The following is a 24,382-nucleotide window of genomic DNA, read 5'->3' as shown; positions in this document are numbered from 1 at the left end:
TTCTACATGCGGCTGATGCAGTATTGGTAGATGGCGGCGGTCGCCAGGCAGTCGCCGAGCGCGTCGTGCGCGTTATGTTCCAGCTGCAAAAAAGCGCTGAGCGTCGTCAGCTTATGGTTTGGCGTTTCCCGAATGGCTCTTCTGGCCAAGTGCACCGTATCAATCACCGTGTATTCAGGAATTGGCGTAATCTCTTCTAAAGCGTATAAGAAACCCATATCAAACGGCGCATTGTGTGCGATAATCGGCAAGCCTTCTATGAACGCAACCAATTCATGGGCCACTTCTTCAATCACCGGGGCATCCTGCACATCCGCATTCGTAATGCCGGTAATCCGCGTGATTGTCGGTGAAATGGAGCATTCCGGATTGATCAGCATGTACATCGTATCGACCCGGTTGTGGCCGATGTATTTGACCGCGCCAATCTGGATGATCTTGTCGCTTCCGGCGCGAAGGCCCGTCGTCTCAAAATCGAGAATGACGTAATCCTCCACTTTCTTCAAACTAGTTTTGTATTTTTTCGGACGCACTGGCTGCCGTTTTTGCCAGCTCGGCCGCGTCTCCCGCAATTTCTGGTTCAGTATTTGTTCAGCATCCCGCTTGTCCATGCTGTCACCCTTTCTTACTTTCTGTCCTGTCCATTGTATTCCCGCTCCATGAATTTGTACAAACATCCGCTATGCGCTGCGCTTCATATCCCGTATCGCCTGGATCGACAGACGGACGAGCAGCACGACGCACAGGAACAGCCCGGTATAGGCGGCGATGTTCAAATACACGGCAAATGCCGCATCGATGAACTGCGCAATCGCCAGCAAAGCGGCAGACACCAGCCCGAACGTGATGCCGGTCATCAGCAAAACGAAGCGGGAAAACAATTGAAGGATAAAACTTGAATTTTTTTTGTCTGAAAAGACATCATGATGCAAAATGATCTTTCCGCTCTCCACGCGCTGCAGGAGCAGATCCACCCGCTTCGGGATGTTCAGCAATTCCGGAATCAGGAGTGTGAGTTCCTCTTCCAGTTTTTCTTTGATGATGCGCGGTTCCTTGAACGGTTTTTTGAAAGCGGTAGATTTGTATTTTTTGGCGAATGTTTTCGCTTCGGTGAACATGTCAAACGACGGATCGATCAGATGCAGCGTTCCGTCGAGTGTAATCAGCGACCGCAGCGCCGTTCCGACAGAAGGATAAAACGTCAGCCCGAAATGGCGCACCAAGTCGAATAGCGACTGGATCAGCTCAGTGGTCGGGATGGCATCCACATACGATATCTTGAGAAGCAGCTGGCCAAGCGCCTGTTCAAACTTTTGGCGGTCGATATGATCATGCTCTTCGACAAGCAGAGTGACGGCGTCGTAAATGACGCTGGCATCGTTCTGCTGGACGCCGATGATAAAGCGGATGACCCCGTCTTGTTGCGGAGCGGCCAAACGCCCCACAGCCCCGAAATCAAGCAAAATCGGCGTGCCGTCCTGAGCATTGACAAAAACGTTCCCGGGATGCGGATCGGCATGGAAAATGCCCGAAAACAGCATTTGTTCAAAAAAGGAAAATAAGACCGTCCGGGCAAAATCTTTCGGGTCGACCCCCGCCTGGCGAAAAACTTCTCCTCCCTTTGCCAAATTCTTTCCATCAACGAATTCCGAGATGATCAGGGTGTCATTGCTGTATTCTGTGTAGACTTTTGGAATCTTGACCGGATACGGGCTTTTAGCGAGTGCGTTTGATATCTGGACCATGTTGCGGATTTCGATATCAAAGTTGATTTCTTCCCGAAGCCCTGCCGCAAAGCCGATCGCCAATTGGCGGAACCCCAGATTTTCAGCCCACTTCGACCGGTTGGACACCCATTCGGCAAATTCCACCAAAATGTTCAAGTCGTCGCGCATGATGCGCTTAATTTCCGGGCGCAGCAGTTTCACGACCACTTGCTCGTTGTTTTTCCGGAGTACAGCCTTGTGCACTTGGCCGATCGAAGCGGCTGCGAGCGGCTCCATATCGAAAAAGGAAAAAACCTCATCCACCGGCGCTTTAAGGGAGTTTTGCAAAAGGGCCTGCACTTGCGGGCTCGGGAGCGGTTTGACATCTTGATGAAGTTTTCCCAGCTCTTCGATAAAAGGCGCCGGGAACAGATCTGTACGGGTCGACAGCACCTGTCCGAATTTGATGAAGATACCTCCGCTTTGTTCGAGCGTGTCCCGGAAAGCGATGGCGAGCTCGCGGTCATTCTCCCGGTGGCGGGCATATTTCAAGCCGCGCGTGATGCCGTTTCGAATGGCGATCTCCAGCACTTGGCTCAAGCGCTTCTGGCGGCGCCAGCGCAATTGCATGCGCCGCAGGAAAAACTTGCGGCCGGTGATCCGTTCTCCTTTTTCGCCAAGTTCAATGGGGTCGAACAATTCGAAAAAGAGGTAAAACAGCATGGAGATCAACACCATACTGCCGATCCAGATGACTGTACTGACGCTTGCGACCTCCGAGACCACGCTTTCCGTCAAATAATCGGTATAGCGCAAATAGGAATACCAATAAACAAAAGAGGTCAAAACCACGCCAAGTCCCACAGAAAACACGCGTTTCGTGAAATTGATCTGGGACCCCATCAGCCTGCCGCCGACAAAATATATGAAGAAGGCGACTAAGAGTATCTCAATGAACAACCGGATATAAAGCATATAGTCCTGCATAAATTCGCCTCCTCGCACTGCTAACGCCCATTCCGCTGCTTCTTCTATCAGTATAACAAAGAAAAGAGATTTTTATTTTTCAAAACCGTAAAGCTTTTCACCGTTAAAAAACACGGCATAGGAAGAACTGGCGCTCCTTTTGCCGTGTTTCCGCAATCTATTCGGTGAATACCGTTATTCAGCACACAATCCCTTTTTCAAGTTCGCCTTCGATCAACTCCAGCAAGCCGGACGGATACAGCACTGTTTCAGAATCGCGCAATCGCTCTATAGAAATCCATTTGGCGGTCGTTGTTCTTCCACCTTCCGTTACGGTGAACGACCCTTTCCTGTAGAGTTCCTCTTTTTCAAATCCTACTATGTAAAGCTGGGTGATTTCGTGAAAAACTGTTCCTTGAATGTTATAAATGTTCTCCAGGCAGCTGACGTACCGATGGATTTCTACGTCTGCCCCCAGCTCTTCTCGGTATTCCCGGACCAAAGTTTCCGCGGAAGGTTCGCCGAGTTCGATTGTTCCGCCAATGGGGCGATAGAAAATGCCGGCGCCTTGGGAATGGATGCCTTCTTGTTCTTCCAGCAACAGGCGTCCTTGATGAAAAAGCAGTCCGAGTGCATTGGCTCGCGGGCGCATAAGGAACCTCCTTTATTGGTTGTGGTTTATGAGTTCTTAATAACAGTGCCTTTCGGATGTTATATGGACAGTCAAGTGGTTATCCCCACCACATGGCGGTCACAAAAAATGCCCAAAAAGAAGCGATAGGAGCAGCGGCAAAAAATAAAATCAGGAACATTTCCAAATATTGATTCAAAGGTTCCCCATTCTTACGAAATCCATACAGCAAGAATGCTGTAAAAAGATATAGGGAAATGCCGAAAGCCGTCGATCCGGTCAAATAATAGACAGGGGGGACCGGTACAAAATGTTCGTTCAGAAAATAAGCAGTTCCTTGGCCGCAAACGCAGAAAAACGTCGCAAGCGATACCGTTCCGATTAATACCCATTGCATTTTAGCCATCCGAGACCCCTCGATTCTTAGTTTAGCAACCATTCTCCGAAATATTCGGTTTGATTATGTAATTGAGACGTTTCAATCTTCCAGGATGTTGCCAGATTTATGAAAAGACCCTAAATATTTGGAACCGGCTCTTTGCTTATGGCTCCACCATTCTATGGGAGATCCAGATAACAGCCTGGCCTGTGCGCTTTTCTGAATTTTGCGCTTCAGTATTCCATGGCGGTTTTTGCTGTTGCTTATATCTTTGCAAACAAAAAGAAGGCGGCTGCCTTCTTTCAAGAGAAATTCATAAACGTCACGATAAAGAACAAAGCCAGAGCTGCAAAGAGGATAAACAAGATCACACCTGGAATCAATAGCGTGAAAAACCCTTTCCAGCTGGAGATGCGGTGCGCTTCCCCGATTGCCTTGCTTTGGATGATCAAGCTCCAAATACCAAGGACAATACTTGCAATCGCCATTAAACCGCCAATGACAAAGCTTATCGGGGAAATGTCTGCATTCGTGTCAACAAGCATCATATCCGGAGCGGCCAAATAACCGATCAAGAAAACCGGGGCAAACCAGATAGATGGAATAGCGGTTGCGCCGATCGCTTTGAACATTTCCGTATAGGTACTGGTGCCTTTGAATAGCTTGCCTACAATCAGATAGATACCGGAAAGGATGGCGACGCCAATTATCCCCGCAATCGGCCCGAAAACGCAGCCTATCAAAAAGATGGACCATAAAGGCATTGTGCCGCTTACTTGAGGATCGAAAACCCCGATCAAGGCATTGACGATTCCAGCCAACACAATTAGCAGCAGCACATACCCTGTCGTTTTTTCTTCGATAACATAGCGGATTGTTTCACGGGTGCGGATCCAGATGCCTGTAAATGGATTGATTTTTTCGTAATGTGGTTTCTCTTTCATTTCATTCATGTTGCATTTCCCCTTCCTCTGCTTTTCTCTACGGTCTTTAACGGAGATGGTTTCAAAATAAATGAAAATCGCACTACAACCTTTAAATTTTTAAGCAATTATGTCTGCCAAAAGCCTAAAACAGAAAATATATCTATATTTAGTTCTTATGCCCCTTCAAAATTCAGAATATTACAGCATTAAATGTGCTATTATTTATTTAACAATAAAGGACGGAAGGAAGGTTGTGGATGGCTGGTTTAATCAATGACCCGATCGCAAAAACTGAAATGTTAATCCGGCGGCCCATCAATGAAGTGTTTCAAGCTTTTGTGGACCCTGCCATTACTGCGAAATTCTGGTTCTCTTCAAGCAGCGGCCCATTGGAAACGGGAAAGAATGTCACTTGGGAATGGAGCATGTACGGGATATCAACCAATGTCCATGTGATCGAAATTGAAGAAAATCAGCGAATTCTTATAGAATGGGAAGAATCTTATGGCTATGTACCAGTTGAATGGATTTTTATTCCGCGCGGAACCGACAGTACCTATGTGTCAATCACTAATACAGGTTTTCAAGGAACCCCGGATGATATTGTAAAACAAGCGATAGACTCCATGGGTGGATTTACGATTGTGCTCTGTGGATTGAAAGCTCTGTTGGAACACAACATCCAATTGAATCTGGTAGCGGATAAAGCACATGACGCACATCGGAAACGGGCGGATTCTACAAGTTAAATTCGATTAGCCCTTGTTTTGATAAAATTGGCTCCTCCTTTTTCAGGTTGAGCTTTTTTTATTTCCCATTTTTTCTTGATTGCAGTTTTTTGTTTTTATTTTATCCTTATGTAAATATCTACATCGATTCATTTTTATTTATAAATGCTGTTGAATACATATCACTGTCTAATTCCATCCGTTACGTTTTTCTTCCTCCTATCCAGTTTGCCGTTAAAGTCTTGTTGGATGGCTTCATTTTTGCAGAGTCGCTTCCCTCTTGATGCATACGCAGAATTTGTTTAGGTTGATCTGGACAAAACATATACCTATCCCGCTTAGTCCCGTTTGTAAAACTTTTTTTCTTTTATAAAGACCGACATTTCCTTCATGCTGTTTTCTGTCTGCTGATTGCTTTTCTTAATTGTGTTTTCCTTGTCTTATTTCTTGTTGGAGTTTTTATTTTTGTTAATTCCTTATGTAAAATAATACATTTATTAGTTAAAAACATTTTTTTGCTCCCGGCACCAGCATCAGACTTTTTCAATTCTTGATCACTCCAATCGATATGGACTCTCTCAATCACCCCGTTTGAAAAAGCCGAGGCTTTTTCCGAATCGGCGTTACAGACCGCTTCTGTTTTTTGGATATCCCCATTTGCGTGCCGCTCCCAGACGAACCCGTCAGTCTCAAAACGCTTCCTGCCGATCCGATCATGTATATCCGTATGCTCCCCGAGCCCCCGGATTTTCTAGTTTTAATGCAGGGAATTTTTTAAATGTGCCCCGCAGAGATCCGGGCAGCGGCTGTTCCAGAAGCAAATCCACGACTTTCCGGTCGGCTCCAGCGTTTTCCAGATAGGACAGCAGCAACCAGGTGTTCGCATTTCGGCCCATGAGCGTATAGGCAGCATATCAAACTTCCGGGCTTCCAAGAAGGATGCCTTGCCATATCCGGCTGACAACAGAAGTGGAGATCGCCAAATTTTCGGCGATCTCCACTTCTGTTTCTTCCTCCCAAAACAGTATTTTGTATTCTGTCGCAAAAGGATAGTCGCCACAAAGAGTTTCTTCGCCGGCAAAAGAACTCAACGCCTTTTTCAGCTCCAATCGCGGCGCTTCAGTAGTAAGGTCTCATAAGCCTTCCTTTTGATGGAATTAATCCGAACAGCAAAAAGCCGGCAGCACGTCGAACATGTCTGCCGGCCTCTTTGGCTATCTAACATCAAAAAGGATTGGTTGACCAGAGGCTTGATGAAGGAATGAAGATCCGGGGATCCAGTTTTAGCAGCGACACCATATATTCCGCCAGGTCTTCGGGCTGCATGAATTTTTCCAGATTCTCATCCTGAAGAAATCCCTGGATTGTCATATCGGTCACCACCCTGCTCGGCGCTAGGCCGAACACACGGATGTTATGTTTCCGCACTTCCTGCGCCAGCGACTCGGTGAGGCCGAGCACGCCGAATTTCGAAGCGCTATACGCAGTGGAGCCGGCGCTTCCCTTGAGTCCCGAAGTCGACGAGATATTGATGATGTCACCGGCATTCTTTGCGATAAGCTGGGGCAATACGGCGCGCGTCATATGGTAGACGCCCATGAGATTGACTTCGATCACCTGCCTCCACGCTTTAGGGTCAGCTTCCAGCAGACTGGCATGCTGGCCGATTCCCGCATTGTTGATCAAAATATCAGCAGGCCCGAGTGCTCCTGTCAAATGCATGACCGCCTGTTCCACTTCATCCATCATTGCAACATCCGCGATGGCATAATCAGCAATACCGCCGAAATTCCGGATCTGCTTTGCCACATCAGGCAGGTGTTTGTCGGTCCGCGCAATCAAGCCGACATGGACACCCTCCTTAGCCAAAGCAATAGCGGTCGAACAGCCTATCCCTCTTCCCGCTCCTGTTATAAATGCCACTTTTCCCGCTAATGACTGCCCCAAACTGCATTCCGCCTTCCCGAATTCTATAGATTCGCCTGCTTTAGAGATATGGATAACCGGTCGTTTGGCAAACGAAAAAGAAAATCTGCTTTGGGATGATACTGGCGAGTGGTTACGACGGCCATGTAACCGCCTCTTTTTCATAGCTTATTTTGTATTTCGCATGGACTTTCGAAAGATGGCCGACTTGGTTGATGCCTTTGACTTGCCAGCCTTGCTCGCCGAAATGGATATGGCTGATGCAGCCGTTTTCCAACGACGTGTACCCCGGTTTTGCTTCAAGTGAAAAGGCGGACAAGATCAGATCGATCACAGCGCCGTGTGCCACCAATAAAATGCGGCTGTCCGGAAATTGCTGTTCTATTTTTTTGATGCCAAACATCAATCGTTGTTTGAACAGCTCCAAAGGTTCCTGGTTCGGGTATTTCTTGTCCGGGAAAATAGCACGCCGGTCATGGAGCGTCATGCCTTCCGCATCCCCGAAATGGCGTTCCATGAATTCCTCCATCACGATCAACGGCACACCCAATTTTCCGTTGATGATTTCTGCTGTGTTCTTCGCACGCTGCAACGGGCTTGTAATAACGAAATCCCATGAAGTTTCCTTTAAATGCTCACTGCATGCCTCCGCCTGTAAAATGCCGTTGGCGTTCAATGGAATATCCATGCTTCCCTGAAGTCTTCCTTGTGCGTTCCAGTCCGTTTCACCGTGTCTTACTAAGCAGATTCTAGTAATGGCAATTCACTCCTTTTGACAGTTTGAGGCGGCAGGTCAGTCCGGCATAAACCTTCAAGCAGCGCCTGTAAAAAATTATTTCTACTATTCTACCACAGTTGAACGAATATTCTAAAAAGAAACGCTTGCTTTTTTGCTTTTTTTTATTCTTGCCGGCATTTGGTAGGCCGCTGCGAAAAGTTCTTCTACTGCCTGGTGGAAATCCTTGGGTTCATTAGCTTGAGCGGAAACCGGAAACCACCGAAACACTGCAGTGGATTCTGCATGGCTGTTTAGGTGTCTGCTTTATCCCCAGTGCGGTACAATGGAAATTGCCATATCTTTAAGGAGGCTTATATGAAAACCGCAACCATTCTGCTGCTTTTGCTCATCGTGATGCACGCCATTACCGTACTTAATATTCTGCTGTTCGGCGGCAAATTGAACGACCTGGTATTTTTCTTCAATTCCGCCCTCTGTTTCAGCGCGGTCGCTTTTTACCTCTGGAAACTTGACAGGAGCAGCAAGACAAAAGTTTAGATTTGCCCAACAAAAAAACCGCTTCTAGAACAAGTTGAGTTCTAGAAGCGGTTTTGGTTTGCATTAAGCAGGTACTGCTGTTCTCTTTTTCAGAAGTCCTGCCACGATGGCCGTTACGGCTGCTCCAGCGATAATCGCCAATGCGTACATCAAGACGCTCATGATTCCGCCGTCGACAAGCCCCATGACGAAAATTCCGCCGTGAGGAGCCCGAAGGCTGATGTCAAACAACATAACCAGTGCACCGGTTGTCGCTGCTCCTGCAACAGAAGCCGGAATGACACGCGCCGGGTCGGCTGCCGCAAACGGAATGACACCTTCTGTGATAAAGCATGCGCCAAGCACATAAGCCGTTTTGCCGGCTTCGCGTTCAGGACGCGTGAATTTGTTTTTAAAGAAAGTTGTCGCAAGCGCCATGCCAAGCGGGGGAACCATTCCTGCCGCCATGACCGTCGCCATGAAATTGAAATTCTGTGCATCGAGCATGGCAATTCCGAACGTGTACGCCGCTTTGTTGATTGGGCCGCCCATATCGATTGCCATCATGCCGCCGAGCAATAACCCGACCAATACCAGGTTAGTGCCGCCTAAGCTTTCAAGGAAAGTTGAAATGGCAGTATAAATTTTTGTCAGCTGCGGATTAACAAGCATCATGATGATGCCCGTGATTGCGATGCTGAATACGGGATAGAACAAGACCGGCTTCAGACCTTCCAAACTATTTGGAAGCCCTGCAAACACCTTTTTGACTAGTAGCGTAACATAACCGGCAAGGAAACCGGCGATCAAACCGCCAAGGAAGCCGGAACCGCCGCTTGCACCTTCAACGCCTGTGACCGTGATGGCGATCAAACCGCCGATCATACCAGGGGCAAAGCCGGGACGTTCCGCGATGCTCATTGCGATGAATGCAGCAAGTACAGGGACCATCAAGAAGAATGCGTTGCCGCCGCCAATCGTGCTAAGCATTGCCGCAAACTGGTTGTATTCCGGGCTGTCCGGATTGGACGCGTTAATGCCCCAGAAGAACGAAATGGCAATCAGGATCCCGCCGCCGACAACGAATGGCAGCATGTTCGATACCCCGTTCATCAAATGCTTGTAGAAGCCGCCTTTTGTTTCCGTTCCAGCCGCTTCATCATTCGAGCGGTCGTGGGAATAGACCGGTGCGTCTCCGCCGACCGCACGGTTCAGCAAATCATCCGTTTCATAGATCGCCTTGCCGACTTTCGTCTGGATGACCGGTTTGCCGTTAAAGCGCGCCATTTCCACTTTTGTATCAGCCGCAACAATAATGGCATCGGCATCGGCGATTTCCGCGTCAGTCAACCGGTTTTTCACGCCACTTGAACCGTTCGTTTCCACTTTCAACGCAATTCCGCGTTCTTTCGCCCGCTCATTGAGCTTTTCAGCCGCCATGTACGTATGGGCAATTCCTGTCGGACAAGCCGTCACGGCCAAGATTTTCTTGGCTGAAGGAGATTGGGCAGGAACGTCCATCGCTTCCGCCATTTCTTCTTCCCCATCTTCCGCCAGCTCTTTATCAGTGACTGCAAGCAAAACATCTTCTTTGGTTTTTGCCGCTAAAATTCTGGAACGGAATTTCTCATCCATCAAAAATGTCGCCAGTCTTGACAACGCCTCCAAATGAGCATTGTTTGCGCCTTCACTAGCCGCAATCATAAAGAACAAGTGGGATGGCTGGCCATCAAGAGCCGCGTAATCGATTCCCGCATGGGAGCGTCCGAAAGCGATGGCCGGTGATTTGACTGCCGCTGATTTGGCATGCGGAATGGCGATGCCGTCCCCGATGCCTGTCGTGCTTTGCTCTTCGCGCGCCAGGATATCTTGCGCGAACCGGTTCTTGTCCGTCAACTTTCCTGCTAGGTCAAGTTGATTGACCAGCTCGGCTAGAACGGCTTGTTTAGACGTTGCTTTCAAGTCCAAGACAATGGTTTCTTCTGTTAATAGTTGCGTGATTTTCATGTTGTCACATCCTGTTCATGGAATGGGGTTACTTTCACTTGGCCGAGCAGCGCTTCTACATCGGTTTTTTCGCATAAATCCGAACTGAAAGCCGTGGCACTGCCGCTCGCTACACCGTATTTGAATGCTTCGAGCGGATTTTCTTCTTTGGCATAAGATGCGATAAATCCGGAGACCAATGAATCGCCGGCGCCTACCGTATTGACCACTTTTTGCTTGGGGGCTTCAGCGGAAACCGCTAAATCTTTTGTAACAAGCAGCGCGCCTTCTCCGCCCATAGAGACAACGACGTTCTCGACGCCATTTTGGACAAGCTTCTTGGCATAGGAATAGGCATCACTCTTGTCCGAAACCACAACACCAAACATTTCGCCGAGTTCGTGCTCATTCGGCTTGATCAAAAATGGATTGAGCGCGATCAGCTCTTTCAAGGCGGGGCCGGACGTATCCAGCACCAATCGGATGCCTTTCGCTTGGCAGATCACCGCCACTTCCCTGTAGAAATCCATAGGGATGGAATCCGGCAATGTGCCGGCAAGGACAAACCAGTCTCCCTTCTCCATTTTCTTGATCTTTTCCATCAATCTTTCAAGCTGGCTGTCCGAAATGCCTGGCGCAGGGCCATTCAGTTCGGTTTCGTTGTCCGATTTTATTTTGACGTTGATGCGGGTAATTTCCTCTATTGCAATAAAATCTGTCGCTACGCCTTCATCTTCTAAAAATTTTGCGATATAATCTCCTGTGAACCCGCCGGCATAGCCCAATGCTATACTATCAGCACCCAACCGTTTCAGCACACGGGAGACATTAATTCCCTTTCCGCCGGGATAGTAATACACTTGTTGGGAGCGGTTCAGTTTTCCTGCCACAAATTCGGGTAAATATGTTGTGTAGTCGACTGAAGGGGCAAATGTACATGTATAGATCATTAGCTCTCCACCTTTACTGTTGTCTTTTTTTCCATTACAGCAAGAATATCATCGGGCATTTTATCAACGACCATGACCGCTGCAGCCAAATCCATAATCTTCGCGAAGCTGACTTTGTTGTATTTGGAATGGTCGGCTAACACATAGGCTTTCCGGGAAAGAGAACTGGCAAGCCGTTTGACGGCCGCCTCTTCAGGATCTGGTGTGGTATAGCCGTATTCTTCATGAATGCCATTGACGCCGAGGAAGCATCGGTCAAACCGGTAATTCTGCAGCGATTGGGCGGTTTGGGCGCCGACAAGTGCGCCTGTCTTTGATTTCATCAAGCCGCCTGTCAAGTAAGTGGTGATCCCGTGCTCGTTCAACAGTTCAACGTGGGTCAAGCCGTTTGTGACAACCGTGATTTTTTTATCTTTCAAAAAAGGAATCATTTGGAACGTTGTTGTCCCGGCATCCAAGAATACGCTTTCCCCTTCTTGCACAAACGTAGCGGCGAATCTGGCCAGCCGAATTTTTTCCTGGAGGTGTTGTGTCGATTTATCTGAGACGCTTTGTTCCATTAAATTGCGGCCAGGCAGCACAGCGCCGCCAAACACCCGTTCAAGTTTCTGCTGGTTTTCGAGTTCTGTCAAATCACGGCGAATCGTGGACTCAGAAGCAGCCGTCGCATCGACCACATCCTGGATTTTGATGGTCTGTTTTTCAGCCAACATGTTCAAGATGAATTCATGCCGTTCATTTGTTAACATCAAAACACCTTCTTTATCGATTCGATAAATCGATAATACTTGAAATCGCTTCCAAAATCAATCAAAAACGATTATATTCGTTCAAAAACAATCAAATGCTTTTAAAATCAATCAAAAACGTTCATACTGTATAGGTGGAAGTCAGTCAAAATCACTCACTTTCTTTAGGAGGAATCATTCATGGTAGAAAAACAATTTACAATCACAGACTCAGCAGGTATCCACGCACGTCCCGCTTCAGCACTTGTTGGAGCGCTTTCAAAATTCAATTCGGACATCACTCTTGAGTACAAAGAGAAAAAAGTGAACCTAAAATCCATCCTAGGCGTTATGTCTCTAGGAATTCCTTCAGGCGCTACCGTAACAGTGGCAGCTAACGGGGCGGATGAAGCAGAAGCGATGGCACGCGCAGAGGAAGTTATGGCAAGCGAAGGGCTTTCAAATTGATGGCGCAATCACTTTCCGGAATTGCGGCGTCGAATGGGATCGCCATCGCCAAAGCGTATCGCCTTGAAAATCCGGAGCTAAATGTAGAGAAAAAAGAAATTGCCGATTCCCAGGCGGAAGTGGCTCGTTTTGAAGCCGCTTTGGCGGAGTCTGTTTCCGAACTTGAAGTGATCAAGGAACGGACAGCCCAACAAATCAGCGAAAAAGAAGCGGACATTTTTGGTGCTCACCTTCTTGTCCTCAGCGATCCGGAATTGGTCGGCCCGATCAAAGACCGAATCGTTTCTGACAAAGTGAATGCGGAATTCGCTTTGCAGGAAACAGCGAACATGTTCATTACAATGTTCGAATCGATGGACAACGAATACATGAAGGAACGCGCTGCGGATATCCGCGACGTGACCAAACGCGTACTCGCCCACCTTTTGGGTGTAACCATCCAAAGCCCGAGCATGATTTCAGAAGAAGTGATCATTATCGCGGAAGACCTTACCCCTTCTGATACGGTGCAGCTGAACCCGGAATTTGTTAAAGGGTTCATCACCGATATCGGCGGACGGACTTCCCACTCCGCGATTTTGGCGCGCACACTGGAAATCCCTGCTGTGGTTGGTGCGAAAACGGCGATGGCTACCGTCCAAAACGGTACGATGGTCATTGTTGACGGCTTGGACGGCAACATCATTGTTGACCCGGATGCTGCAACCATTTCAAATTACGAACAAAAGCAAGCGGAATACGATCAGCAAAAAGCTGAATGGGCTACGCTGAAAAACGAAGCGACTGTTACAAAAGACGGCCATTCAGTGGAACTCGGCGCCAACATCGGTACGCCGAAAGACATTACGGGCGTATTGGAAAACGGCGGCGAAGCGGTCGGTCTTTATCGTACTGAATTCCTGTATATGGGACGCGACCAGTTCCCGACAGAAGACGAACAGACGGAAGCTTACGCTGCAGTCTTAAAAGGCATGAACGGCAAGCCGACAGTTGTCCGGACTCTTGACATCGGCGGCGACAAAGAGCTTTCTTACTTGGACTTGCCGAAAGAATTGAATCCATTCCTTGGGCTTCGTGCTATCCGCCTGTGCCTGGAGATGCCGGACTTGTTCCGCACGCAGCTGCGGGCATTGCTGCGCGCAAGCGTTCATGGCAACTTGAAAATCATGTTCCCGATGATTGCGACATTGGACGAATTCCGCAAAGCCAAAGCCCTTCTTCTAGAAGAGAAAGCGAAATTGCAGGAAGAGGGCGTTTCAGTCAGCGATTCGATCGAAGTCGGCATCATGGTTGAAATCCCTTCTACTGCTGTTATGGCTGATGTGTTCGCTAAAGAAGTCGATTTCTTCTCCATCGGAACGAACGATTTGATCCAATACACAATGGCCGCCGACCGTATGAACGAAAGCGTGTCGTATTTGTACCAGCCATTCAACCCAGCGATTTTGCGCATGGTGAAAATGGTTATTGACGCTTCCCATAAAGAAGGGAAATGGACGGGCATGTGCGGCGAAATGGCCGGCGATGAAGTTGCGATTCCGATCCTTCTTGGCCTTGGCCTAGATGAGTTTTCAATGAGCGCGTCTTCTATTCTTAAAGCGCGCGCGCAATTGAAAAAGCTGTCAAAAGCAGAAATGGAAAGCCACACCGACCATATCTTGTCCCTATCCACTTCCGATGAAGTCGAAGAATTCGTAAGAACCAACTTTATCAACGCATAACCGAAAAACCGCCGCAGACTTTTCTGCGGCGGTTTTGTTATTGATAACTGGGACTCTCCAGTTTTTTGATTTTTGTTCTTTTCATCCCAAAGACCGTGAAGAAATAACAGCCGCTAATGACGATTGCGCTGCCAATCACCTGTATTGGCGCCATTTGTTCCCCAAGCAGGATAAAAGCCAATAATGCGGTAAAGACAGGGTTGAAATTCAGGAAAATGCCTGAAGTGGTGGCACCGATTTTCTGGACGCCGATATTCCAAAGGACAAAACATAAAACCGTGGAGACGACACCGGTGTAAAGAATCGCATAAACAAACGATGCATTGACATTGGAAACTGCAAAGCTTGGCATGTTGACCGGCAAGAGAACGAGCAAACCGAAGATGCCGGAATAAAGTGTTGCAAACATCGCAGAGACATGCGCCATCGCCCATTTGCTGAAAACAGAATACATCCCCCAAACAGCTACTGCCCCAAGCATGAACGAGTCTCCCCTGTTCACTTCAAGCGACAGCAAAAGCGGCAAGTTTCCTTTTGTCAATACGAGAAGGACACCGAATAGCGAAAAAACCATCGACAGGAGCTGCAGCCCATTCAGCCTTTCCTTCAGAAGCATGCCAGAGAACACTGCAATCGACAGCATGTTAAGCGTTGAAATCAAACCGACATTGGTAGCCGTCGTGTGTTGCAGTGCGACAAACTGCAGGATGTTGAAAAGCACGACTCCTGTCACGCCCATCAAAGCAAGCGGCAAAAGCGCTTTTTTCGGGGGCAGAATCCGCTTCTCTTTCCACCAAACAATCGGCACCAAACAAGTGACCGCTATAATCCAGCGAAGTGAGGTCAATGTCATGGGCGAAGCATGTTCTGTCAGGCCTTTTCCAAGAACAAAATTCCCTGCCCACAACAAACTAGTCAACAGCAATATCGAATAATAAAAATAGCGCATGGCCCGCCTCTTTTCCGAATGGTCTCATTCTTGTCCAACTAGAACTTCCTTGATAATAATGATAACATTTGAGGTGGATTTTCGGTTGATAATTAAGTAGAATGGAAGAAATTCGGAAGAAACTAAAGGATTTTCCGCTTTCTCTTAATTTTATTTCGAAACCCTTCCGAAAAAATAAGGAACAAAAAAGATTTATAAAGGGGCTTTCATATGGAATCTATTACAAACAAAGTGCTTGACACCCTGGATGTGCAGATTTTAAATATTCTTCAGCACCAGGCAGCGCTGAGCAATACGGAAATAGCAAAGCGGGTCAACCTTTCTGCGCCCGCAGTCCATACACGGATCAAACGGCTTGAAAACGAAGGCTATATTCAGCGCAAAGTGGCCATTCTCGACCAGGAAAAACTCGGATTCGATTTGCTTTGTTTTATCTTCATCAGTACCCATATCCACCAAGCTGATGAACTCCATATTTTGGAATCAGCCTTGAAAGAGATGCCTGAAGTTTTGGAATGCCAATGCTTGACCGGCGAATATGATTACCTTTTGAAAGTCGCCAACAAAGACCGCAATGACCTTCAAACGTTTATCCGGAAATTGAACAAATTGGGTGTTACAAAAATCCAGACAAGCCTGGCATTAAGGGAAGTCAAATCTTCTACTGTTTTGCCGATCTAAAACACGAAAAAGGCCTGTCTCCTCAGCGAGACAGGCCTTTTTCGCAGTACCTCAATAAGCTTCCAATTCCCAAGTATGTTCCATTTCAACTGCGCCTTTCAATGTTTGAGCGACTGGGCAGCCCCTGTCAAACACAGCAAGTGCGCGTTCCGCCGCGTCTTGTTTGCCTTCCGGCACTTTCACAATGTAATGGCAGCTGATTTTCGTTATTTTCAGGACGCCTTCAGGTGCTTCTATCGTCCCTTGGACATTGGCACGGACTTTGTCAGGTGATGTCGGTATTTTGCGCGCTTCCAGCGCGCCAGAAAGAGTACCGACCAGTCAGCCGCCCGCTGCAGCTACGATATGGTCCAAAGTGGAAGGATGCTCCACTTCTGTATCCACCCCGTAGAATTCGCGTACTCCGGAATGGACGCCGTAAACGACCGGCTCTGGAAAATCGGCGATATACGCTTCCCTCACCTTATTCGCTGTATCTTTTTGAATGATGGTTATTTTAGTCAATTCAATCGGTTCACTCATGGGCTAAAATCCTCCTTCAAGGGCAAAACATTTGCCGCTGGTCTAGTTTTGTTATTCCCCATTATGAGGGAAATATTCCGCATACATCGAATTTGATGAAAGAACGGCAAATTTCCGCTTTATTTGATGCTTTTGAGTGCTTGTTTTACCGTGGCAAACGATTCAATCTTGGACATATCAATGCCGCTGTTCACAATTGTCTGGGCCAGATCCGGACGCAGCCCGGCGGAAACCACATGAATGCCCATCAATCGGAGCATCGCCCCGATCTGATAAAGGGATTCGGCAATCTTGTCGTTTATGAGAAGCACCCCGGAAAAATCAGTGATCACATGTTTGGTTCCTGATTCAGCCAGTTTCGGAACGACGTTTTCCATAATATGTTTTGTTCTGTTATCATCGATAAAGCCGATCAGCGGAATCACCACCACCCCTTCCAGTACGGGAACGATAGGAGCGGAAAGTTTCATGAGCTCTTTTTGTGATTCATCCCTGAATTGATCGGAAAGGCGTTCAAACGCAAAAAATGTTTCATTCAGACTGACATCCAGCATGGCATTGATGCGTTTGATGAGAAACGCATTCTCATTTATGGATAAACCCAGATCAACACTGATCCTTGTGAAAATTTCGATGAAAACATTCCTCGTAGGCGGGTAGCGGACAACGATCTGTGACAGGCTGGCCCCTGCCGCCACTTGCATCCGGGCGTTTTCCTTGCTCCATTGGATCAAGACTTCCGGAACCGCCACGTCATCGCCATTTTCCAGCGTTTCTGCAAAGACCTTCAATAATTCTATGTACATCTTGCTCGCCTGTTCCAATTCTTCTTTTGGAATGGGCTGCTTCGTCGCATCCCGCACCGCTTGGACAACTTCCTCGGCGATCGGTTCGAGGTGATTATTTATGTAAGATGAAAAACCAATGAATGAAGCCACTGGCATCACACCTCCTTTTGCAAAAGATACTTCATTATACCGCAAAACATGCCGGAAGGCTCACATAACCTTATACGCAGCGAGATCTACCTTTCTTTTATAAAATCTCTCAGCAAACGGCTAGTATGTTGACATTGCGTCTGATTTTACAGAAAATAGAAAGACTAACGGGCTAACTTGTTCAATCCGAATTCAAGTGGAATGGAGACTGAAGAAAATGAACCATTTTGTTGTCGGGGATATCCATGGGTGCTTTTATACTTTCAAAAAATTGCTTGACGAACATTGGGATCCGGAAAAAGAAGTGCTTGTCCAAGTCGGCGATCTGGTCGACCGCGGAAAGCATGCGCCACAAACCGTCCAATTGGCCAGACAGCTTGCAGCTGATTTTCCGGGGCGTGCCCATTTTCTGAAAGGCAATCATGAAGCGATGATGCTCGAACATTTTGCGAAGCCGCCAAATTACAATTGGCTGCGGCAGGGCGGCCAAGAAACACTGGACCAATATGAAGCAAGCGGCCGGGATATCAACAGCGACATCCAATGGATCGATGCCCTCCCATTGTTCTATGACCATACCAGCTTGTACGTCAGCCATGCAGGAATCGCTCAAAACACGCATGATCCGTTTGATGAAGAAAATCCATACGGCATCCTTTGGAACCGCAGCAAACTTAAGAATCTGAACAAATTGCAAATAGTCGGGCATACCCCGCTCAAGGCACCGAAATATGATCCCGAAAGCGAAGCCTACTATATCGATACAGGGGCAGCTTATGACGGCAAGCTGACAGGCATCAAAATCGGCGCAGACGGCATACCGACCGAACTCTTTCAAGTGAAGACAGATTCCCGAGATCTATAAAAAGGTGTTCCCGATATTCGGGAACACCTTTTTCTGTCCTAAAACAAGTCCGCCAGTTCTCTGAAATTACGGATTTTGTAATCGGCAGCCTGTACTTGACCGAATCCATATTCTGCGTAAACAAAAGGAATTCCAGCCAATTCCGCAGCTTCATAATCTTTTTGGGTATCACCGACGTATACTGGTGCCGTCAGATGATTGCGCTCCATCACCAATTTGATGTTTTCTCCTTTTAACAGGCCGGTCCTTCCTGGATTTTCGAAATCCAGAATGTATTTTTCGAAGCCGTAGTATTTTAAGAACGCTTCAATATAGCCTTCCTGGCAATTGCTGACGATAAACAGCTTGTATTTTCGCGCCAAACTTTCCAGCACTTTTCCCACTTCGGGATACAAAGTGCCGCCGTGTTCCACTAAATAATCATTTTCCACAATGCTGCATCGATCCAGCAGCTCTTTTCTTTTGTCAGGCGGCAAATGCGGCAGCAATTTTTCGCCGATTTCATCGATCTGCAACCCCATCATAGCCGTCAAATCGTCCTTTGTAATGGAAAAACTGCCTTCTTCCAACCCTTCGAACACTTGGTTCCAGGAGATGGCAATCGCTTCCCTGGAGTCCCACAGCGTTCCATCCAAATCAAAAATAATGCTGTCCACTTTATCCGCTCCTTCTGCATTTTCGGTTTTGTTTGTTTTCGGTTTTCTTCCACTCCAAAGCGGATTTCACTGTTTGCCCAAGTAATCCATCAAACCCATGGCGCTGACCTGCAAATCCAGTTCGATGATGGGATAAACTGCATGTTCATCGCTGATCCCTTGTCCACGAAGCTTTTGAGCGACAAGCTCATACAGGCGCTGGGCGAGCACATCCGGCCCTTTGCCTTCAGCTGCTGCCGTATTCGCTTGCTCCATAAAAATCGGAAGCCATTCACTAACCTGATTCAATGCTCCATTCGGCTTTGTGGTCATGCCGAAATGGCCATAGTAGATCGCTGCCAGTTCCATGGCGCGCAGCCGTTCGATCGCTTGCTTCATTGCTTTTGGATCGAATTGGTTGGGCGATGTGGAAGGCAAAAACAAATCGATGCCTTCATCTGCCAATTGTTCATAGCGGATTCCGACCGTATCGCCAGAGAATACACCATGAGAAATCGGGTCATAAATGCTGAAATGATGGTTGGCATGTCCCGGAGTGTCCAAAAATTCAAGTGTGCAAAGCGGACCGATTTTCAATTGGTCGGACTCACCCATAGTCAGGATCCTTTCTTCCGGAACCGGTACGACCGGTTCGAATAAGCTTGAAAAACGGTGCGCATAAACTGCTTTTGCTCCTGCGATCAGCCGTCTCGGATCCGACAAGTGCCGCGCCCCTTTCGGATGGACGACCACTTTGGCGTTCGGGCAGTCCTGGAGCAGCAATCCGGCGCCTCCGGCATGATCCAAGTGGATATGAGTGACGATAATGTATTTTATTTGCTCGAGCGCAATCCCTAATTTCTCCAATCCTCTTTTAACATGTTCAATCGACGGGCTAGGCCCTGTTTCGACAATGGTCACTTGCTCTTCTTTGATGACATATGTACCAGTCCGTTCGGAAATGCCCAAATCATAGCCATCAATCAAATGAATCCGGTCATTAAGGCGCAGCGGATATCGTTTAAACATAGGAACCTCCTTGAATGGCGCGATTATGCGCAAATTTTTCAAAACTCCATTTTGATAGATTTAAATGAAATTACAAGAATATTCTACCAGTTAGAGTGTGCTTTGAACAAGTCGGTATAGTCTCCCCGTTCATGCCGGTTTAAATATCAACAGATATAGGAAAACAGATACTAGACGAATGGGGGTGGCCAAAGATGGCCGTTTCAGAAAAAGATGCTGGAACATGGAGCAAAGAAAAAGTGGTGTCCACTCTTCCTGTCAGAACAGCCGATAGCCATAAAGGTACTTATGGCACTGGACTGTTAGTTGCGGGAAGCAGGAATATGCCTGGTGCTGCCATGCTTGCAGGCCTTGGAGCAATGCGGACTGGCGTCGGAAAACTGGTGATTGGCACAGACGAGCAAGTGATTCCAATTGTTGTCCAGCAGCTGCCGGAAGCCACTTATGAACCAAATGCTTTGGAACGAATTGCCAAGGGCGAAATGACGATTGACAACTTGCGGGTGACAGCTATAGGTCCTGGCATTGTTCCCGATGAAGTGGCTGAAAGAGCGATCCATAAGATCCTGGCTAGTGGGGCTCCTGTCATTCTTGATGCCGGAGCCTTATCAAAACGCGAATACACAAACCGAATTGCTCCGACAATATTGACTCCCCATCCTTTGGAATTTTCCAGGATCACCGGTGTGAAAGTCAGCGAACTGCAGCAGAACCGGGTGCATTATGCCCGCATTTGCTCAAAAAAACTCGGAGCCGCCATTGTATTAAAAGGGAAAGAAACGGTTATTGCGTTTCCTGACGGCGACACTTGGATCAACCCCACTGGCAATAGCGCTCTTTCAAAAGGCGGCACCGGCGACACGCTGACGGGCATGCTTCTTGGCATGCTGTGCATCCATGACGATTGGAAACACGCCGTCCTGAACGCTGTTTTCCTCCACGGAGCTTGTGCAGATGCTTGGACTGAAACACGCTCTGCCCACGCAATGCTCGCCCATGAATTGACGGAACTTCTGCCAGAAATTTGGAAAGGGTATGAACAGAGTCAAAGATAAAGGAGCAGGCCCATGATCTATAAAGATCATGAAGCCCAAGTTGCCTATGGACAAGCGATCGGCATTCTGATCTGGGCATGATTCGAAAACTTGTTCGAAGAACAAATAGACCGTCTGCCGCAAATCATTCATGCGGGCCGTAAACTGGAAAAAGCCGGAGTCAAAGCCGTGACCGCTTCTTTACGGTAACGCGTTTTTTTGCTTTTTCATCCGGCGAAACCGGTTAATGACATAGAAGATGATTGGAGTGCCGACGATGGTTGGCAAGATCCACAGCATCCACTCAGGCAATAGGCTCAATAGTGGAATATCCTGTCCATTTGTAATGAAGACCGCCGTGACCACGCCGATATATGAACCGAGCATTCCCCGAATATCGAGGCTGATCCAGTTTTTCCAGCGCCGCTTTTTCGCCATATAACCGGTAAAAGCTAAAGAATATGAGAAAATTGCTACGTAAAACAAAACGGCGCTTTCTTCCCAGTGAAAAAGCGCCATGACTAAAGCGGTAACAAAAAGCAGTATGAAACTCGCATGGTAGATTTCACCGAATTTCGTGTGGCTTCCACTTTCTTTCTTTGCAGAAAAAGCAATAATACCAACAAGCAGACAGACGCTTCCAGCTGCAACATGCAGCACAAGCATAGACGAAAAAAAATCCACTTTTTTTGGCCTCCTTCAAATTGAAAGGAATTGTCTCAGTTTGTTTGCATACTACAAGCTTCTGGTTTTGCCGGTTTTCTTCTATAGTCACCCATCTCCTTGGTTCCTAAAGAAAAGCATAAGTCATTTACTTCACCCTCTAGTCCGTCATGTCCCCTATTCTACCCGAACAAGCCAAGCCATAAGCAATCAAAAAACCGAAGCCCGGAACATCCGGATCAACGGTTGGAATTTCAAGGCACTGGGTTTCCGGCAGCGCGATAGAGCTCATACCATTCTTCGCGCGACAATGCTATATCGGAAGCATTGGCTATATGGGTTAAACGCTCCGGTGTCATGGTCCCGACGATGGCTTGGATTTTTGCAGGATGGCGCAAAATCCAGGCGATGGCGATGGCAGATTTGGCAACGCCATGCTTATCGGCGATGGCTTGGAGCTTCGCATTGATTTCAGGCATTTCTTCATTATCGACAAAAAATCCTTCGAAATTGCCGTAGCGGAGCGGCGACCAAGCTTGGACGGTCATATCATTCAAGCGGCTATAGTCAAGTATGCTGCCGTCCCGGTCCAAGCTGTTTTCTTCGCGTGTATTCACTAGGATGCCGGCGTCGATCATGCCGGTATGCATGATACTAAATTGCAGCTGATTGACGATCAAGTCCTGTTCCACGAATTTTTTCAGCAATTCGATTTGCATCGGATTGTGGTTGCTGACACCGAAATAACGGACCTTTCCGCTTTCCTGCAGCAGGCTGAAAGCTTCTGCCACTTCTTCCGGTTCAACAAGCGCATCGGGCCGGTGAAGCAGAAGGCTGTCCAAATAATCGGTTTTCAGCCGCTTCAGGCTTTCATCCACTGTCTTCAAAATATGCTCTTTTGAAAAATCGTAGAATCCGCCACGGATGCCAACTTTCGACTGGATTATGATCCCATCACGTACATCCGGGTTCATATTGATCGCTTCAGCAAAAATCTCTTCCGATTTCCCTTCAGCGTAAATATCCGCGTGATCGAAAAAGTCCACTCCCAGATCTCTTGCATTGCCTATAACAGAACTCGCTTCTTCAACAGTCAGCCTGCCTATGTTCCCGCAGCCAAGCGCGATATTGGAAACGTTCAAATCGCTGGTCCCGAGCTTCATCTTCTTCACTAAATCACCCCTGTCATTTGTTAAACTCAGTTTACCACTAAACAATTTTATAAAACATTGGAAGACAAACAGTAATCCACTGTTTTTTGAATTTTATGGTGAGGATCCTTAATATTCCAATTGCATGCTTGCTTATTCGTATAGGCAGTGATAAAGTAAGCCATATTGTTATTTCAATTTTATATTTTCTTATCAAGAGAGACGGAGGGATTGGCCCGATGATGTCTCAGCAACCAGCCTGCAGAAGGTAAGGTGCTAATTCCTAAAGGGGATCTCCTCCTTGAAGATAAGAAGAATGCACCGGCATTTCGGGGCCCTCTTCTTTTAGAGGGCCCTTTTTTATGCGTACATAAAAAAACGAAAGAAGGAATGAAAAGTGACTCATCATCTTATGGAAGAAAAAACATTGAAAGGCCCTTTTAAAGCGGATCATGTCGGGAGTTTTTTGCGGCCGGAACGATTGAAGCAGGCGCGGCTGCAGAAAGAAAAAGGAGAAATCACTGCCGGCCAATTGAAGAAAATCGAAGACGAAGAAATCATCCAATTGGTTGAAGCACAAAAGTGCGCCGGGCTCAAGTCGGTAACCGACGGAGAATTCCGGCGGAAATGGTGGCATTTCGATTTTCTTGCGGGTTTTGACGGAGTAGATTTTGTTGAAGCGGATAAAAGCCTTCAGTTTAACGGCATCCAGACAAAAGCGCACGGCATTAAAGTGACCGGAAAAATCCGCTTTACCAGCCATTACATGATAGAACACTTCCAATTTCTACATAGTGCAGCCGGCGATGCAGTGGCCAAATTTGCCATCCCAAGTCCGAACATGCTTTTTCACAGAGCAGATTTTGCAGAAGGAATCTATGAAACAGATGAAGAACTTGTAGCCGATCTGATAGCCGCGTATCAAGGGGTCATACAAGCGTTATATGATGCCGGTTGCCGCTATCTGCAGATTGACGACACTTCTTGGGCCAGTTTCTTTTCGGAAAAAGGACGGGAATCGATCCGTTCCAAAGGAAAAGATCCCGACAAAGTCGCCGTTCTATGCGCCCGCGCTGTGAATGAATCCATTGCGGACAAGCCCCAGGACCTGCTCGTGACGATGCATATCTGCCGAGGCAACTTTAAATCGACCCATATGTCGAGCGGCGGTTACGGCGCGCTGGCTGAAATTATTTTCGGCGGCCTGGATGTGGATGGGCTTTTCCTGGAATTTGATGATGAACGGTCCGGCGGTTTCGAACCGCTTCGTTATGTGAATCGGCCGGACCTTACCGTCGTTCTCGGTTTGATCACTTCCAAATCCGGGAAGCTTGAGGATTCAGATCTTGTAAAAGAGCGCATTGCAAAAGCGGCTGCTTATCTTCCACTCGAGCAGCTTTCGCTAAGCCCGCAATGCGGTTTCGCTTCCACTGAAGAAGGCAATCTTCTGACAGAAGAACAGCAATGGGAAAAAGTTCGGCATGTAGTGGATATTGCGAAAGAAGTATGGGAATGATCCATCAGCGTCTCGTTGGCTGACATAAA

At 47.5% G+C, this 24,382-nt stretch carries 28 protein-coding genes and 1 riboswitch; of the genes, 8 read left to right on the top strand and 20 right to left on the bottom strand.

The features are described 5' to 3' along the window. Positions 1-2 precede the first annotated feature (2 nt). The 5 genes from FQV30_RS09130 to FQV30_RS09110 all read right to left on the bottom strand — a co-directional run bounded on the left by FQV30_RS09130 (position 3) and on the right by FQV30_RS09110 (position 4,635). Positions 3-677, bottom strand: a complete 675-nt coding sequence (locus FQV30_RS09130) for a 3'-5' exonuclease (RefSeq protein ID WP_255473382.1) — start codon at positions 675-677, stop codon at positions 3-5. Positions 678-680: 3 nt separating this feature from the next. Then, positions 681-2,681: an ABC1 kinase family protein gene (locus FQV30_RS09125; RefSeq protein WP_146500360.1), complete on the bottom strand. Its 2,001-nt coding sequence runs from the start codon at positions 2,679-2,681 to the stop codon at positions 681-683. A gap of 190 nt (positions 2,682-2,871) precedes the next feature. Beyond that, positions 2,872-3,324, bottom strand: a complete 453-nt coding sequence (locus FQV30_RS09120) for an NUDIX hydrolase (protein WP_146499849.1) — start codon at positions 3,322-3,324, stop codon at positions 2,872-2,874. Between the two features lie 79 nt (positions 3,325-3,403). Beyond that, complete coding sequence (locus tag FQV30_RS09115) at positions 3,404-3,709, bottom strand: hypothetical protein (protein WP_146499848.1); 306 nt, start codon at positions 3,707-3,709, stop codon at positions 3,404-3,406. Between the two features lie 275 nt (positions 3,710-3,984). Continuing rightward, the gene (locus FQV30_RS09110; RefSeq protein WP_146499847.1) at positions 3,985-4,635 is read right to left on the bottom strand and encodes a Yip1 family protein; all 651 of its coding nucleotides are present in this window, start codon (positions 4,633-4,635) and stop codon (positions 3,985-3,987) included. Between the two features lie 230 nt (positions 4,636-4,865). Between FQV30_RS09110 and FQV30_RS09105 the strand changes: the two genes are divergently transcribed. Then, positions 4,866-5,357 carry an SRPBCC family protein gene (locus FQV30_RS09105; protein ID WP_146499846.1) on the top strand — a complete coding sequence of 164 codons (492 nt, stop codon included), beginning with the start codon at positions 4,866-4,868 and terminating at the stop codon, positions 5,355-5,357. 367 nt (positions 5,358-5,724) lie between these two features. Here the strand turns inward: FQV30_RS09105 and FQV30_RS09100 are convergent, their stop codons facing one another. The 4 genes from FQV30_RS09100 to FQV30_RS09080 form a co-directional block, all read right to left on the bottom strand. Next, entirely contained in the window at positions 5,725-5,883 is a 159-nt protein-coding gene (locus FQV30_RS09100; protein ID WP_186725598.1) for a hypothetical protein, read from the bottom strand. A gap of 367 nt (positions 5,884-6,250) precedes the next feature. Further along, positions 6,251-6,445, bottom strand: a complete 195-nt coding sequence (locus FQV30_RS09090) for a hypothetical protein (RefSeq protein WP_146499843.1) — start codon at positions 6,443-6,445, stop codon at positions 6,251-6,253. Between the two features lie 115 nt (positions 6,446-6,560). Continuing rightward, positions 6,561-7,283 carry a 3-ketoacyl-ACP reductase gene (locus FQV30_RS09085; RefSeq protein ID WP_255473381.1) on the bottom strand — a complete coding sequence of 241 codons (723 nt, stop codon included), beginning with the start codon at positions 7,281-7,283 and terminating at the stop codon, positions 6,561-6,563. Positions 7,284-7,395: 112 nt separating this feature from the next. Then, on the bottom strand, positions 7,396-8,019 hold the full coding sequence (locus FQV30_RS09080; RefSeq protein ID WP_146499841.1) for a histidine phosphatase family protein: 624 nt from the start codon (positions 8,017-8,019) through the stop codon (positions 7,396-7,398). A gap of 336 nt (positions 8,020-8,355) precedes the next feature. On the opposite strand from FQV30_RS09080, the gene FQV30_RS09075 reads away from it, so the two are divergent. Then, entirely contained in the window at positions 8,356-8,538 is a 183-nt protein-coding gene (locus FQV30_RS09075; RefSeq protein WP_146499840.1) for a hypothetical protein, read from the top strand. A gap of 63 nt (positions 8,539-8,601) precedes the next feature. On the opposite strand, the gene FQV30_RS09070 is transcribed toward FQV30_RS09075, so the two are convergent. The 3 genes from FQV30_RS09070 to FQV30_RS09060 are packed head-to-tail and all read right to left on the bottom strand — an operon-like array spanning position 8,602 to position 12,202. Then, entirely contained in the window at positions 8,602-10,524 is a 1,923-nt protein-coding gene (locus FQV30_RS09070) for a PTS fructose transporter subunit IIABC (protein ID WP_146499839.1), read from the bottom strand. After that, positions 10,521-11,453, bottom strand: a complete 933-nt coding sequence (gene pfkB, locus FQV30_RS09065; RefSeq protein WP_146499838.1) for a 1-phosphofructokinase — start codon at positions 11,451-11,453, stop codon at positions 10,521-10,523. Before pfkB ends, FQV30_RS09070 begins: the two co-directional genes overlap by 4 nt. Next, positions 11,453-12,202 carry a DeoR/GlpR family DNA-binding transcription regulator gene (locus FQV30_RS09060; RefSeq protein ID WP_146499837.1) on the bottom strand — a complete coding sequence of 250 codons (750 nt, stop codon included), beginning with the start codon at positions 12,200-12,202 and terminating at the stop codon, positions 11,453-11,455. The genes pfkB and FQV30_RS09060 overlap by 1 nt, the downstream gene beginning before the upstream one ends. A gap of 180 nt (positions 12,203-12,382) precedes the next feature. Between FQV30_RS09060 and FQV30_RS09055 the strand changes: the two genes are divergently transcribed. Both FQV30_RS09055 and ptsP read left to right on the top strand, forming a co-directional pair. After that, on the top strand, positions 12,383-12,649 hold the full coding sequence (locus FQV30_RS09055) for a phosphocarrier protein HPr (protein WP_146499836.1): 267 nt from the start codon (positions 12,383-12,385) through the stop codon (positions 12,647-12,649). After that, positions 12,649-14,370, top strand: a complete 1,722-nt coding sequence (gene ptsP, locus FQV30_RS09050) for a phosphoenolpyruvate--protein phosphotransferase (RefSeq protein ID WP_146499835.1) — start codon at positions 12,649-12,651, stop codon at positions 14,368-14,370. The genes FQV30_RS09055 and ptsP overlap by 1 nt, the downstream gene beginning before the upstream one ends. A gap of 37 nt (positions 14,371-14,407) precedes the next feature. Here the strand turns inward: ptsP and FQV30_RS09045 are convergent, their stop codons facing one another. Next, entirely contained in the window at positions 14,408-15,319 is a 912-nt protein-coding gene (locus tag FQV30_RS09045; protein ID WP_146499834.1) for a DMT family transporter, read from the bottom strand. Between the two features lie 210 nt (positions 15,320-15,529). Between FQV30_RS09045 and FQV30_RS09040 the strand changes: the two genes are divergently transcribed. After that, on the top strand, positions 15,530-16,000 hold the full coding sequence (locus tag FQV30_RS09040; RefSeq protein WP_146499833.1) for an Lrp/AsnC family transcriptional regulator: 471 nt from the start codon (positions 15,530-15,532) through the stop codon (positions 15,998-16,000). 51 nt (positions 16,001-16,051) lie between these two features. Here the strand turns inward: FQV30_RS09040 and FQV30_RS09035 are convergent, their stop codons facing one another. From FQV30_RS09035 to FQV30_RS09025, 3 genes are all read right to left on the bottom strand, one after another. Then, positions 16,052-16,321, bottom strand: coding sequence for an OsmC family protein (locus tag FQV30_RS09035; protein WP_146499832.1), 270 nt, complete (start codon positions 16,319-16,321; stop codon positions 16,052-16,054). Beyond that, positions 16,322-16,522 (bottom strand): hypothetical protein, encoded by a 201-nt coding sequence (locus FQV30_RS09030; protein ID WP_146499831.1) that lies wholly within the window; start codon positions 16,520-16,522, stop codon positions 16,322-16,324. Positions 16,523-16,641: 119 nt separating this feature from the next. Then, positions 16,642-17,466, bottom strand: a complete 825-nt coding sequence (locus FQV30_RS09025) for an STAS domain-containing protein (RefSeq protein WP_255473380.1) — start codon at positions 17,464-17,466, stop codon at positions 16,642-16,644. A gap of 211 nt (positions 17,467-17,677) precedes the next feature. On the opposite strand from FQV30_RS09025, the gene FQV30_RS09020 reads away from it, so the two are divergent. Continuing rightward, on the top strand, positions 17,678-18,325 hold the full coding sequence (locus FQV30_RS09020) for a metallophosphoesterase family protein (protein ID WP_146499829.1): 648 nt from the start codon (positions 17,678-17,680) through the stop codon (positions 18,323-18,325). Positions 18,326-18,363: 38 nt separating this feature from the next. Here the strand turns inward: FQV30_RS09020 and FQV30_RS09015 are convergent, their stop codons facing one another. Further along, positions 18,364-18,981 carry an HAD family hydrolase gene (locus FQV30_RS09015; protein ID WP_146499828.1) on the bottom strand — a complete coding sequence of 206 codons (618 nt, stop codon included), beginning with the start codon at positions 18,979-18,981 and terminating at the stop codon, positions 18,364-18,366. Positions 18,982-19,047: 66 nt separating this feature from the next. Beyond that, positions 19,048-19,989 carry an MBL fold metallo-hydrolase gene (locus FQV30_RS09010; protein WP_146499827.1) on the bottom strand — a complete coding sequence of 314 codons (942 nt, stop codon included), beginning with the start codon at positions 19,987-19,989 and terminating at the stop codon, positions 19,048-19,050. A 194-nt stretch (positions 19,990-20,183) separates the two neighbouring features. On the opposite strand from FQV30_RS09010, the gene FQV30_RS09005 reads away from it, so the two are divergent. After that, complete coding sequence (locus FQV30_RS09005; protein WP_146499826.1) at positions 20,184-21,044, top strand: NAD(P)H-hydrate dehydratase; 861 nt, start codon at positions 20,184-20,186, stop codon at positions 21,042-21,044. A 180-nt stretch (positions 21,045-21,224) separates the two neighbouring features. Here the strand turns inward: FQV30_RS09005 and FQV30_RS09000 are convergent, their stop codons facing one another. Both FQV30_RS09000 and FQV30_RS08995 read right to left on the bottom strand, forming a co-directional pair. Continuing rightward, a complete protein-coding gene (locus tag FQV30_RS09000; protein WP_146499825.1) occupies positions 21,225-21,707 on the bottom strand; it encodes a DUF2306 domain-containing protein in 483 nt (160 codons plus the stop codon). Between the two features lie 233 nt (positions 21,708-21,940). Next, positions 21,941-22,858, bottom strand: a complete 918-nt coding sequence (locus FQV30_RS08995) for an aldo/keto reductase (protein ID WP_146499824.1) — start codon at positions 22,856-22,858, stop codon at positions 21,941-21,943. A gap of 186 nt (positions 22,859-23,044) precedes the next feature. Further along, positions 23,045-23,151, top strand: a riboswitch (SAM riboswitch). Between the two features lie 98 nt (positions 23,152-23,249). Between FQV30_RS08995 and FQV30_RS08990 the strand changes: the two genes are divergently transcribed. Further along, positions 23,250-24,353: a 5-methyltetrahydropteroyltriglutamate--homocysteine S-methyltransferase gene (locus FQV30_RS08990; RefSeq protein WP_146499823.1), complete on the top strand. Its 1,104-nt coding sequence runs from the start codon at positions 23,250-23,252 to the stop codon at positions 24,351-24,353. The last annotated feature ends 29 nt before the right edge of the window (positions 24,354-24,382 follow it).

The organism is Planomicrobium sp. CPCC 101110, from assembly GCF_007859395.1.
In the GTDB taxonomy this organism is placed as follows: domain Bacteria; phylum Bacillota; class Bacilli; order Bacillales_A; family Planococcaceae; genus Planococcus.
The sequence above is the reverse complement of the archived record's forward strand: the minus strand, read 5'-3'. Positions and strand labels throughout refer to the sequence as shown.